The following is a 13,080-nucleotide window of genomic DNA, read 5'->3' on the forward strand; positions in this document are numbered from 1 at the left end:
GGTCAAGCACCGCCGTCGGTGCCGCTGCCAGCAGGCCTGTCCAACTGCTGGCGGTACTGGCTGGGCGACAGGCCGAACCAGCGCTTGCAGGCGCGAAACAGGTTGCCTTCGTCGGCAAAGCCCAGCAGGTCCGCAACCTCGCTGAGTGCGTAGCGCTCTTCGGCCAGGTACTTGCAGGCCAGTTCACGGCGCTGGGCTTCCAGCAATTGCTGAAACGTGGTTTGCTCATCGGACAGGCGGCGCTGCAAGGTGCGGTCGGACAGCGATAGGCGGGCTGCAATGTCTTCCCGCCGAGGCTCACCTTGGCTGATGCAGTGCAGGATTTCTTCGCGCACGCGGTGGCTTGTGCTGGTGGCTCCCAGATCCTGCAGACGGTCGTCTATGACCCGCTCGTGCAAGGCATGCAGCGATGCGTTGTGGGAGGGGAGCCGTGCGTCCAAGTCGGTTTGGGGCAACAGCAAACGGGTCGCAGGCTGGTTGAATCGCACCGGGCATTCAAATGCCTGCTGGTAGGGCAGGGCATCCTGGGGTTCGGGGAATGTGAACTCGGCGGCCAACGCTTGCACGTTGCGCCGCGTAACCCAGCGGGCCAGAGTGAGCAGTGTTAGCAGGCCATACTCCTGCCGCTGCCGGGGCACGCGGCGCCGGTTGCCCACATGGCCCAGTACGAGCCAACTGCCCAGGTTGCGCTCAGGCAGCAATTCAAAGGTAGCAGCGTCCGACACCAGGGCCATTTGGTGCGCCAGTTGTTCCAGTCCCGTGCGCAGGTTGGGGCAGGTCAGCATGGCGTGGCCCACGATGTCGAAGTTCGCATGCTTGGCAGGCAAGTCGCGCAGCAGCCCCAGGGTTGGATTGCCCGACGCAGCAACCGCTTGCTCCCACAATTCGGATACTTGGTCGGCACTGAAGCGGGCCTGCGGGTCATCGAGTTGCGCTATGTGCAGGCCCGCGGACTGGAAGAGCCGCGGCACATCTACCCCCTGCGACGCGAACATGCTGGCAATGCCCTTGAGCCAGGTCGAAGAACTTGTGCGTTCCATGGAGGGACCGGTAGGCCTTGCAATCAGGGGTTTTGCAATTGCGTTAGTGCACCGTCGTCCAGTATCTTGATGCGGTTCATGGACAGGCTGATCACCCCTTGCTCCTGCAGGGCGTTGAGCACCCGGTTGGCGGTTTGGCGTGACATACCCGCCAGGTTGGCGAGTTCATCCTGCGTGAGATCCAACTGGCGGGTGCGGCTCCAAAAAAGGCGGCTCAACGACAGGGCGATGCGCTGCTCCGGGCTGCGGGTGCGTCCCGCTTCGATCATGGCCATGGCCTGCGACAGGCGCAGGTTCAGGCAGGCCACCACGCACTGGTTGAATGCCAGATTGGACGACCGCAACTGGTGAAAAGCAGCGCTGGGCAGGCACAGCAACTCGGTGTCGCGCAAAGCGACGACTTGGTAGCGGCGCATTTCGTTCTTTAAGGCCGCACCTTCGCCAAACCATTCTCCGGCGGCGACTCCAAGGAAGTCGGAGCGTCGTCCTGCCACCGCGGGGGCAGAGATGCGAATCAGGCCACGCAGCACGCCATACCAGCCCTGGGTGCGCTCATTGGCCTGCAGTATGGTTTTGCCACGCGCTGCCGACAGCGTGAAGACTTGACTTTCCAGTGCGTCCTGTTCGTCGCCGGGCAGGGCGGTAAACCAGGCTTGTGACTGCAGAAAGCTGCGAACCGGACTCTGTGTGGAAGGGAACATCAGCTAGTGCAGCGCCATCGCAGATGCATGGCTGGTGCCGGCCAGAGCCCTGCGGTATTCCCCCGGAGGCACACCAAACCAGCGTTTGCAGGCACGGAAAAAATTGCTTTGGTCGCCAAAACCCAGCAGATCGGCCATGGCAGCCAGCGGCAGTCTTTCTTGCGCCAGGTATTTGCGGGCCAACTCGCAGCGGACTTCGTCCAGCAGTTGCTGGAACGAGGTCTCTTCTGCGCGCAGGCGGCGCTGCAGCGTGCGGTCCGTCAAAGCGAGCAGGGAGGCAATGTCTTCGCGGCGTGGCTCGCCCTGGTTCAGGCGTTGCATGATGATCTCGCGCACTTTGTTGCTGACCGTGGTGTTGCCCAGGTGGCTGAGCTGTTCGTCCATGAGCCGCTCATGCAGCGCCAGCATGGTTGGGCTGCGCGACGGCAGCGGCGTGGCCAGATCGGCGCCAGCCAGCAGCATGCGGGTGATGGGTTGGCCAAAGCGCAGCGGGCAATCAAAGGCCTTGCGGTAGGGCAACTCGCACTCGGGTGGCGGAAACATGAACTCAACCGCCAGGGGTTGCAGATCGCGGCGCGTCAGCCAGTTGCACAGGATCAGCAGGCTCAGCATGGCGTGCTCCTGGCGCTGCCGCGGCACGCGCAAGGTGTTGCCTATGTGGCTGATGGTCAGCCAACTGTCGGGCCGCTCTGGCCCCAGCTCTATGGTCGTGGCATCGGAAATCAGTGCCAGGTAGCGGGACAGGCTGTCCAGGCCTCCGCGCAAGTCGTGGCTGGACAACATGGCATGGCCCAGCACGTCAAAGTTCACGTAGCGGGCCACCAGTTCGCGGTCAATGCCCAAGGCCGGATTGCCCGAAGCCTGAATGGCCTGGTCCCACAAGCGGATGACCGCATCAGCCCCCACGCGGGCCCCGGGTTTGTCGAATGTGGTGCTGTCAATGTCGGCACTGCGCATCAAGCGCTGCACGTCGAGCCCCTGGGACGCAAACATCTCCAGCACGCCTTTGACCCAGGTGGCGGAACTACTGCGATTCATTGAAAAAATGGCTCTCCAAAGTCACTAGATTGGATGCGTTAAGACAGTCATCCAGATGCATGCGGTTTTTAGAATTCTTGCACCGCACCAACGCAATGCGAGCCTACGATTTCAAAGTATTTCGCCAGGTTTTGCAAGCTGCGGCTTACCCTATAAGGAGACACAAAAATGCAAGCTGGATTCAGAGCGCTGTTGGCATCTGGTGTGACTTTAGCCGCACTGGTGAGCGCCTGTGGCGGGGGAACGATGGTGGTTACCGATTCGGCGTTGAGCCGTACTACCAGCTATGGTGCCGTGCTGGGCAGCGACGACTCTGCCAGCAATGGAACCTATGCGTGGAAAGGCATTCCCTTTGCCAAACCCCCAGTGGGTGCGCTACGCTGGAAAGCGCCTGTGGAACCCGACGCCTGGCAGGGGCAGCGGGTGACGCAAAGCTTTGGCAATGCCTGCTTGCAAAACGGGCGCATCTATGGCCCCGGCGTCAACAACCGCTACGACAGCAGCATCGCCACCACGCTGAACACGCCGGTGGGCCAAGAGGATTGTTTGACGCTGAACATATGGCGGCCTGCCAATGACAGTACCAATCTGCCAGTCATCGTATTTGTCTATGGAGGCAGCAACATCTCGGGCTATACAGCCGACCCGGTGTATGACGGCGCGGCCTTGGCCAAGGCGGCCAACGCGGTGGTTGTGACGACCAATTACCGGCTGGGCATTCTGGGATTCATGAACCTGCCGCAATTGAAGACTGGAGCGCCGGCCGACGCGGCATCCGATTCAGGCAACTTCGCACTGCTGGACATTGTGCAGGCACTCCGATTTGTGCGTAACAACGCCGCCGCCTTTGGCGGTGCGGCCGATAACGTGACGCTGATGGGGCAATCGGCTGGGGCCATCAACACCTGGGCGTTGATGGCGTCCCCGTTGGCAGCGGGCCTGTTCCACAAAGCGGTGCCTGTCAGCGGTGGCATCTCCTTGGCCAGCAACCTTCCGGCTGGCATGTTGCCCACCTTGAACCCTGCGAGCACTTATTTGGCACAAGCCAATGGCTTGCTGGTCAAGTTGCTGATCGCCGATGGCAAGGCTGGCGATGCGGCAGCGGCCAGCGCCTATATCGCAACACAAAGCAGCGCACAGATCGCCGACTACCTGCGGTCCAAATCCGGCGGCACGATACTGTCCACGCTGTTGCTCAATGGCCTGACCGGCTCCGGGCCTATACCCGATGGTCTGGTGTTACCCGTGGACCCCATCGCCGCCATGGCCGCGGGGCGCTACAACAAGGTGCCTGTGCTGGCTGGCAACACGGCTGACGAAGGCAAGCTGTTCGCGCCTTTTCTCACTTTGCTGGGCGGAAAAAATGGCAACAAGATCAGCGATGCCGAGCGCTTTGGGCTGATGGCGAATTTCAATCCAGACTTGCCCACGACCTTGACAGCGGCCGATGTCCTGGATGCGTCTTACCTGCCTGTGGATACACCGGTCACCGGCTTCAATGCCAAGACTGCGCTGTTGGGCAACGTGTTCACATCACCCAGCCGCGACAACGTGCTCAACACCCTGGCTACCCAACAGCCGAACATGGTGTGGCACTACCAGTTCAACTGGGCGCAGGAGCCGGCGCCGTGGAACGATGTGTACGGCGCGGCCCATGCCTTTGACCTACCATTCCTGTTCGGCACCTTCGGTCCCTCGGTGTTTTCCAATGCGGTCAATAGCAATGCCAACAGAGCGGGGCGGCTGGCATTGTCTGCCGCCATGATGGCGAGCCTGGGCAGCTTCGCACGCACCGGAAATCCGAATAGCAGCGCACTGCAGACCACCTGGCAACCTTGGCCCAAGAGGCTGATCTTTGATGCCACCTTGACGCAAGCCCGCATTGCGTCGGCACCTTGAACTGAGCATGACGGACCGGTGTCGTCCAGACGACACCATTTGCGCGGGGCGGTTTGCGCCAGCACACTCACGCCCGTCGTTAGTCGCGCACGAACACATACAACAAGAGGAGATGGTCATGGCGATTGCATCGCGGTATTTTTCCCGGCTGCTGGGTTTGGCTTTGTGCGTTCTGTTGCTGCAAAGCGCCCACGCGGCCGAGCCGGGCGTTACCGATAGCGAAATCCTGCTGGGGCAACCGCTGGGGCTCAGTGGCCCTTTGGCCGAAATCGCGCCTGACATCGTGAACGCGACCAAGGTCTTGTTCGACAGCGTCAACGAAAAAGGCGGCGTCCATGGACGCAAGATTCGCACCCTGACGATGGACGACGCTTATGTGGTGACCAACACCGTCAAGGTCGTAGGCCACATGATCGAAAAGGAGCCGGTCTTTGCGCTGATGAACATGACCGGAACCTCCAATGTCGCGGCCGCACTGCCCTTGCTGGAGAAAGAGACTCCGCCGCTGCCACTGATTGCACCTTTTACCGGCGCCGAGTTGATACGCGCACCGGCTATTGACCATGTGTTCAATATCCGCGCCAGCTATGGGGACGAGGTGGAGAAGATCGTGCAACACCTGGCTACCCTGGGCGCGCAACGCATCGCCGTGCTGTGGAGCAACAATGGCTTTGGCAAGGATGGGCTCGCGGGTGTGCAAAAGGCTTTGGAGAAGCGCGGCATGAAGCTGTATGCCGACGCACCGATTGAGCAGAACGCGTCGGACACCGACAAGGCCGTGACTGCGCTGTATGACCGACGCCCCGAAGCCATCATCATGATCACGGCTGGCGCACCCACGGTCAGCTTCGTCAAGGGCTATAACAAGGTGCGCAAGGGCATGCACTTCTACGCGCTGTCGGTCATGGGCAGCCAGGCCACGCTGCGCGCGCTAGGAGCGGATGGTGTGGGCGTTGTGGTGACCAGTGTGGTGCCGTTTCCGTGGGATGTAACCCACCCCTTGGCGCGGGAGTACCGCAGCATGATGCAAAAGGCGGGCTATACCAATTTGTCATTCCTGGGCTTTGAAAGCTTCATCAATGCCAAGGTTGTGGTCGAAGGTCTGCGTCTAGCCGGCAAAGACCTCAACCGTACGCGATTTGTGAATGCACTGGCCAGTATCAAGCGCCTGGATCTTGGTGGTTTTGTCGTGGGTTTCGGCAAGGACTCGCGCCAGGGATCTCGCTACGTCGGCCTTACCATCGTCAGCCCCGGCGAGAAGTTCACCAAGTAGATAAATGCTGTCGCCTAGGCATTAACCGCACTGTATTTTCAATAACAAACCACTATGATGATTTCCAGTATCCACTGTCTCAAGGAGTATCCATGTTAGGGTTAATGCAAAGCCAGCAACTGCTGATTTCGTCGCTGATCGAGTTCGCTGAGCGCCACCACAGCGAGGCAGAAGTGGTCTCGCGCCGGGTGGAGGGCGATATCCACCGCTGCACCTACAAAGACGTGGCCATACGCGCCCGCCAGGTGGCCAATGCATTGGATGCCATGCAGCTGGCGTTCAGCGACCGCGTGGCTACCCTGGCCTGGAACGGCTACCGCCATCTGGAGCTGTACTTTGGTGTCAGCGGCTCGGGCCGCGTGCTGCATACGCTGAACCCCCGCTTGCACCCCGAGCAGATCGCCTGGATTGCCAACCACGCCGAAGACCAGGTCCTGTGCTTTGACCTGACCTTCCTACCCATCATCAAGGCCATGCACAGCCATTGCAAGACGGTCAAGCACTTCATCGCGCTGTGCGATGCCGACAAGCTGCCAACGGACAGTGGCATTCCCGGCCTGCAAAGTTACGAGGCCTGGATTGGCGCCCAGCCCACCAGCTACAAGTGGCCCGAGTTTGATGAAAACTCTGCCTCCAGCATGTGCTACACCAGCGGAACCACGGGAAATCCCAAGGCGGCGCTGTACAGCCACCGTTCCACCATGCTGCACGCCTTGGCTGGTGCGCTGCCTGACGCCCTGAGCATGAGTGCCCGCGACTGCGTGCTGCCTGTGGTGCCCATGTTCCATGTCAATGCCTGGGGCCTGCCGTACTCCGCCGCCATGACCGGTGCCAAGCTAGTGTTCCCTGGTCCGGCGATGGATGGCAAGTCGATTTTCGAATTGATCGAATCCGAGCAGGTGAGCTTTGCCGCTGGCGTGCCCACGGTGTGGCAGATGATGCTGGCCCATATGCAGGCCGGCAATCTGCGCTTTTCCACACTCAAGCGTACGGTTATTGGCGGTTCGGCCTGCCCACCAGCCATGATCACCGCTTTCAATGACGTTTATGGCGTCGAAGTGCTGCATGCCTGGGGCATGACTGAGATGTCGCCCCTGGGTACCGTGTGCACGCTGAAGAACAAGCACTTGCCCATGGACAGCGCCGACAAGATGAAGGTCCGCCTCAAGCAGGGCCGTGGCATCTTTGGTGTGGACATGAAAATCGTGGACGACACCGGTAAGGAACTGCCTTGGGACGGCAAAGCCTATGGCGATCTACTGGTCAAGGGCCCCTGGGTCATCAATGAATACTTCAAAGGCGAGGGCGGTGGCTCTCCGCTGGTTGACGGCTGGTTCCCCACCGGCGATGTGGCCACGATAGACCCCGACGGCTATATGCAGATCACCGACCGCAGCAAGGACGTCATCAAGTCGGGCGGCGAATGGATCAGTTCCATCGACGTGGAAAACGTCGCCATGGCGCACCCCGCCGTGGCGATGGCAGCCTGCATCGGCATGAAGCACCCCAAATGGGACGAGCGCCCCATCGTCGCGGTCGTCAAGAAGCCGGGGCAAGAGGTCACGCGCGACGAATTGATTGCGTTTTACGAAGGCAAGACCGCCAAGTGGCAGATTCCGGACGATGTGGTTTTTGTCGACGCCATTCCCTTGGGTGGCACCGGCAAGATGCAGAAGACCAAGCTGCGCGAATTGCTCAAGGATTACAAGCTGCCAGGCACCTGAAGCCCGGCGTCCCCGAGGCCTCTCAGTCACCAAGGTGATACGGTCTAGGGGAAACCCTCGCGTTGCAGTGCAGTAATTCTTGTACTCTCACTTTAGTATTTTTCCAAGGAGACACGTTATGAAGTTTGGTCTGAAATTGGTCGCTGCTTCGGTCGCGCTGGTCTGCGCCCAAGGGGCTTTTGCCCAAAGCGGCGAGACGGTTAAATTGGTCAGAATTGATCCCCTGACGGGCTTACTCGGCCCCGTGGGTGTCAACCAGGACAAGAGCTACAAGTTCTTCGCGGAAAAGTTTAGTGGCGCAGGCAACCCCGCTGGCGTCAAATTTGAATTCACCACCATTGACAACAAGCTCAGCCCCACGGAAAGCTTGAATGCACTAAAGGCCGCCATTGACCAGGGCGCGCGCTACATCGTGCAGGGCAATGGCTCTTCCGTCGCTTTGGCGCTGTCTGACGCAGTGGCCAAGTACAACGAGCGCAACCCCGGCAAAGAGGTGCTGTACCTCAATGACTCTGCTGTGGACCCAGACCTGACCAATAGCAAATGCAGCTACTGGCACTTCCGCTTTGATGCGGATACCTCGATGAAGATGGAAGCCATGTCCAGCTTCATGAAGGACCAGAAGGACATCCAGAAGGTTTACATCCTGGGCCAGAACTATTCCCACGGCGTGCAGGTTGCCAAGTTTGCCAAGGAAACCTTGGCCCGTAAGCGCCCCGACATCCAAATCGTGGGTGAAGACCTGCACCCCTTGGCCCAGGTGCGTGACTTTGCGCCCTACATCGCCAAGATCAAGGCATCGGGTGCCGACACCGTTATCACCGGCAACTGGGGTTCTGACTTGTCCTTGCTGATCAAGGCAGCCAATGAGAATGGCTACACCGGCAAGTTCTACACCTACTATGCAGGCGTCACCGGCACGCCGACTGCCCTGGGCACCAATGGTGCGGGCCGCGTCTACCAGATCGCCTACAGCCACTACAACATGGGCGGCCAGATGGACAAGTGGATGAAAGAGTTCCATGACAAGTACAACGACGACTTCTTCACGGGTTCCGTGATCCGCGTGTACCAGACCCTGGGTGCCGCCATGGCCAAGGCCAAATCCACCGATCCGCTCAAGGTCGCAGCTGCCATGGAAGGCCTGAAGGTCGCCAGCTTCAACGGCGAAGTGGAAATGCGCAAGACCGACCACCAATTGCAGCAGCCGCTGTACATGGCGGTCTGGCAAAAGGCGGACAAGAAGTACCCCTACAGCCCCGAAAACACCGGCATGACCTTGGCCCCCGTCAAGGAGTTCCCGAACTATGTGTCGAGCACACCCACCAGTTGCGCGATGAAGCGTCCCTAACCCCTTTTTTGAGGGCGCTTAGAAAACAGGAGCCCGAGCGGGTTTGCCGCATCGGGCTTTTTTTCTGTCAACGACGATAAAGGCTTGTCGACAATGGAGTTCTTCATCATCTCAATGCTCAACGGGCTGAGCTACGGCCTGTTGCTGTTCATGCTGAGTTCAGGGCTTACGCTCATCTTCAGCATGATGGGCGTATTGAATTTTGCGCATGCCAGCTTCTACATGCTGGGCGCGTATGTGGGTTACACAGTGTCGCGCTTCGTTGGTTTCTGGCCGGCGTTGGTGATCGCGCCTATTGTGGTCGGCGCCTTGGGTGCGCTGTTCGAGCGCCTGTGCTTGCGCAAGGTGCACAAGTACGGCCATGTGCCAGAGCTGATGATCACCTTCGGCCTGTCCTATGTGATCCTGGAGTTGGTGCAACTGATCTGGGGGCGCATTGCGCTGGAGTTCCAACCGCCTGCGGCCTTGCAAGGCCCGGCATTCACGCTGATCAACCACTCCGTCAACGGCCTGAGCTTGCTGTGGGGCGCTGCGCCCATGGATATGTGCAACGCGGCCGATGCGGCCATACGCGTCGTGTGCTCGCCATTCCCAGCCACACGGGGTTTCATGATGCTGGTGGCCTTGATCATGCTGATGGCGGTGTGGCTGTTGCTGACACGCACCCGCATCGGCCTGGTCATCCAGTCCGCGTTGACCCACCCGGAAGCGGTGGAGGCCTTGGGCCACAACGTGCCGCGTATCTTCATGCTGGTGTTCGGCGCGGGTGCCGCACTGGCCGGGCTGGCTGGTGTCATTGGCGGCAGCACCTTCCTGACCGAGCCTGCCATGGCGGCCACCGTGGGATCGGTGATCTTTGTGGTGGTGGTGGTCGGTGGCATGGGCTCGCTGTCGGGCGCGTTCCTGGCGTCAGTGCTGATTGGTGTGATACAGACCTTTGCTATCGCGTTTGACTTTTCGGTTGGCTCGGTGGCTCAGCAGATGGGCATTCAATTGGGGGACGCCGCGCGCAACAACTCGTTCGTGAAGCTGACCCTGTCGCAGGTTGCGCCCATCTTGCCCTACCTGTTCCTGGTGCTGATTCTGATTTTCCGGCCCAAAGGCCTCTTGGGTACACGGGAGGGCTGAGCCATGACGACGATGAACAATACAAAGCCGTTCAATATGGGACGTTGGATCATTTGGAGCCTGTTTGCGCTGGTGCTGGCCGTGGCGCCCCTCGTGTTCAGCGGCGGTTTGGGCCTGACCGTGCTGTCGCAAATGGGCATTGCCATCATTGCCTGCCTGTCCTACAACATGCTATTGGGTCAGGGCGGCATGTTGAGCTTCGGCCATGCGGTGTATACGGGCCTGGGTTCCTTTCTGGCTATCCATGCGCTCAATGCCATTGCCAGCGGAGCCCTGCCTATTCCGGTATCGGCCATTCCCCTGGTGGGTGGAGTTGCGGGCATGGGCTTTGCGGCGCTGTTTGGCTATGTGACCACACGCAAGTCCGGCACCACCTTCGCGATGATCACGCTGGGGCTGGGTGAGCTGGTGTTTGCAATGTCGCTGATGATCCCCGAGTTCTTTGGCGGGGAGGGCGGTGTGTCGGGCAATCGGGTCATCGGCAGCCCGGTCATGGGTATCAGTTACGGCCCAGCTATCCAGGTCTACTACCTGATCGCGGTCTACACCTTCATCTCGGTTGTGGCGATGTTCGCGTTTACCGGCACGCCGCTGGGGCGCATGCTCAACGCCGTTCGCGACAACCCGGAGCGGGTTGAATTTGTGGGCTACAACACGCAGCGCATCCGCTACACGGCCTTCATCATTGCGGGCTTTTTCGCTGGTATTTCGGGTGGCTTGGGTGCGCTGAACTTTGAAATCGTCACGGCCGAGGTGGTGCATGCTGCACGCTCGGGGGCCTACCTGTTGTTCACCTTCCTGGGTGGTGCAACTTTCTTCTTCGGACCCATCATCGGCGGGATTCTGATGGTGCTGGCCGTTGTGCTGTTCAGTGAGTTCACCAAGGCCTGGTTGCTGTACCTGGGCTTGATCTTTTTGTTCATGGTGATGTATGCGCCCGGTGGTATCGCGAGCTTGGTCATGATGAACCTGCGGATTGCGATGTTTGGCCGTCTGCGCGAGCTGGCACTGAACTACCTGGCTCTGGCCGTGACCGCGGTGATCGCGTTGACCGGTGCGGCGGCCATGGTGGAGATGATCTACCACCTGCAACTCAACGCATCACAGGGGCCGGACATTGGATTTATGGGCCGGCAGTTGAACACCACGGCATGGGAGACCTGGCTGGGGGCGGTTGTGATCTTTGGCATCGGCCTGGTACTGTTTGAACAGGCTCGCCGACAGTTTGCGCGTAAGTGGGAGGCCATCCAGGCCTTCATTGAAAAGCAAGTGAACAAGGAGGACGCGCAATGACCGCAGCAACCGGAGATTCTTTCGCGCTGGAACTGAAGGATTTGCGCAAGAGCTTTGGCAAGACCGAGATCATCCGCGGCGTAAACCTGGCCGTGCGCCACGGTGAGCGGGTAGCCGTCATCGGACCCAATGGCGCCGGCAAGTCCACGCTGTTCAACCTGATCAGCGGCCGCTTTGGCGCCAGCAGTGGTGACGTGCTGCTCAATGGCACGGTCATCAACGGCATGAAGCCCTACGAGATCAATCGCCTGGGCCTCTCCCGCAGCTTCCAGATCACAAACATCTTCCCCAAGCTGAGCGTGTTTGAGAACCTGCGTTGCAGCGTGCTGTGGAGCATGGGCTACAAGTACAGCTTCTTCCGCTTCCTGTCCAGCTTGCACGATGCCAACGCGCGGGCCAACGAGCTGCTGCACATGATCCAGCTCGACAAGAAACACGACGTGCTGGCGATGAACCTGACCTATGCCGAACAGCGCGCGCTGGAGATCGGCATCACCATCGGTGGCGGCGCCAACGTGATTCTGTTGGACGAGCCCACGGCTGGCATGAGCAAGAGCGAAACCACGCGCTTCATATCCCTGATCAAGCAGGTGACCGAAGGCAAGACCCTGCTGACGGTGGAGCATGACATGGGGGTGGTGTTCGGCTTGGCCGACAAGATTGCCGTGGTGGTCTATGGCGAGGTCATCGCCTTTGATACGCCCGATGCAGTACGGGCTAACCCAAAAGTGCAGGAGGCCTATCTGGGCTCCGCAGTGGCAGACGCACAGGCAGGAGGACACTGAGACCATGAGCCCCCACGTTCGTCACTTTGTGTACTCACTGCCCCCCATGGGGGCCCAGCCCTCCTTGGGGCGGCCCTACGGAGGTCTGTCATGCTGAAAGTATCCAATTTACACGCCTACTACGGCAAGAGCCATGTCCTGCACGGTGTGGACATGCAAGTCAACGCTGGTGAAATCGTGGCCCTGCTGGGTCGCAACGGTTCGGGGCGCTCCACAACGGCCAAGGCCATCATGGGCCTCGTCGACTGCCAGGGCTCATCCCTCTGGAAGGGCCAGGAGTCGTTGGGTAAGAAGACGTTTGAAATCGCCCACCTGGGTCTGGGCTATGTGCCTGAGAGCCGTGACATCTTCCCCAAGCTCACCGTGCACCAGAACTTGCTGCTGGGTCAAAAGCGTGGCCAGAAGAACCCGCGGTGGTCATTTGACGACATGTACAAAATGTTCCCCCGCCTCAAAGAGCGCGAGCACACCGAGGCGGGCGTGCTGTCGGGTGGCGAACAGCAGATGCTGACGCTGTGCCGCACGCTGATGGGCGACCCGGATCTCATCATCATCGACGAGCCCACCGAAGGCTTGGCGCCCAAGATCGTGGAGCTGGTGGCCGAATACCTGAAGGAGCTGCGCAAGCGGGGTATATCGGTTTTGCTGATCGAGCAGAAGCTGACGATTGCCATGCAGATTTCAGACCGCTGCCTGGTCATGGGGCACGGCAGCATCGTGTTTGAGGGCACGCCCGAAGAGTTGCGCGCCAACAGCGAGGTCCGCAAGGAGTGGCTGGAGGTGTAAGCCTCTTCTCTCTTCTTTCCTCTTTTGTCCCAACAGTGACAAGCCCGCTTCCAATACCCGTA

11 protein-coding genes are annotated in these 13,080 nt (G+C 59.9%); 8 read left to right on the plus strand and 3 right to left on the minus strand.

Annotation, left to right across the window (positions count from 1 at the left end; translation table 11 throughout):
- Positions 1–2: 2 nt before the first annotated feature.
- The 3 genes from AC07OO_RS23765 to AC07OO_RS23775 are packed head-to-tail and all read right to left on the minus strand — an operon-like array spanning position 3 to position 2,779.
- Positions 3–1,040, minus strand: coding sequence for an AraC family transcriptional regulator (locus AC07OO_RS23765; RefSeq protein WP_495084638.1), 1,038 nt, complete (start codon positions 1,038–1,040; stop codon positions 3–5).
- A 23-nt stretch (positions 1,041–1,063) separates the two neighbouring features.
- Entirely contained in the window at positions 1,064–1,741 is a 678-nt protein-coding gene (locus AC07OO_RS23770; RefSeq protein WP_495084639.1) for a Crp/Fnr family transcriptional regulator, read from the minus strand.
- Between the two features lie 3 nt (positions 1,742–1,744).
- On the minus strand, positions 1,745–2,779 hold the full coding sequence (locus AC07OO_RS23775) for an AraC family transcriptional regulator (RefSeq protein ID WP_495084640.1): 1,035 nt from the start codon (positions 2,777–2,779) through the stop codon (positions 1,745–1,747).
- Between the two features lie 168 nt (positions 2,780–2,947).
- Between AC07OO_RS23775 and AC07OO_RS23780 the strand changes: the two genes are divergently transcribed.
- The 8 genes from AC07OO_RS23780 to AC07OO_RS23815 all read left to right on the plus strand — a co-directional run bounded on the left by AC07OO_RS23780 (position 2,948) and on the right by AC07OO_RS23815 (position 13,018).
- Positions 2,948–4,678, plus strand: coding sequence for a carboxylesterase/lipase family protein (locus tag AC07OO_RS23780; RefSeq protein ID WP_495084641.1), 1,731 nt, complete (start codon positions 2,948–2,950; stop codon positions 4,676–4,678).
- Between the two features lie 118 nt (positions 4,679–4,796).
- Positions 4,797–5,951 carry an ABC transporter substrate-binding protein gene (locus AC07OO_RS23785; RefSeq protein WP_495084642.1) on the plus strand — a complete coding sequence of 385 codons (1,155 nt, stop codon included), beginning with the start codon at positions 4,797–4,799 and terminating at the stop codon, positions 5,949–5,951.
- A gap of 92 nt (positions 5,952–6,043) precedes the next feature.
- Positions 6,044–7,675 carry a 3-(methylthio)propionyl-CoA ligase gene (locus AC07OO_RS23790; protein WP_495084643.1) on the plus strand — a complete coding sequence of 544 codons (1,632 nt, stop codon included), beginning with the start codon at positions 6,044–6,046 and terminating at the stop codon, positions 7,673–7,675.
- 118 nt (positions 7,676–7,793) lie between these two features.
- A complete protein-coding gene (locus AC07OO_RS23795) occupies positions 7,794–9,026 on the plus strand; it encodes a branched-chain amino acid ABC transporter substrate-binding protein (protein ID WP_495084644.1) in 1,233 nt (410 codons plus the stop codon).
- Between the two features lie 93 nt (positions 9,027–9,119).
- Positions 9,120–10,154: a branched-chain amino acid ABC transporter permease gene (locus AC07OO_RS23800; protein ID WP_495084727.1), complete on the plus strand. Its 1,035-nt coding sequence runs from the start codon at positions 9,120–9,122 to the stop codon at positions 10,152–10,154.
- A 3-nt stretch (positions 10,155–10,157) separates the two neighbouring features.
- On the plus strand, positions 10,158–11,447 hold the full coding sequence (locus AC07OO_RS23805; protein WP_495084645.1) for a branched-chain amino acid ABC transporter permease: 1,290 nt from the start codon (positions 10,158–10,160) through the stop codon (positions 11,445–11,447).
- Entirely contained in the window at positions 11,444–12,232 is a 789-nt protein-coding gene (locus tag AC07OO_RS23810) for an ABC transporter ATP-binding protein (protein WP_495084646.1), read from the plus strand. Before AC07OO_RS23805 ends, AC07OO_RS23810 begins: the two co-directional genes overlap by 4 nt.
- A gap of 90 nt (positions 12,233–12,322) precedes the next feature.
- Complete coding sequence (locus AC07OO_RS23815) at positions 12,323–13,018, plus strand: ABC transporter ATP-binding protein (RefSeq protein ID WP_495084647.1); 696 nt, start codon at positions 12,323–12,325, stop codon at positions 13,016–13,018.
- The last annotated feature ends 62 nt before the right edge of the window (positions 13,019–13,080 follow it).

The organism is Rhodoferax sp. GW821-FHT07G04, assembly GCF_059418585.1.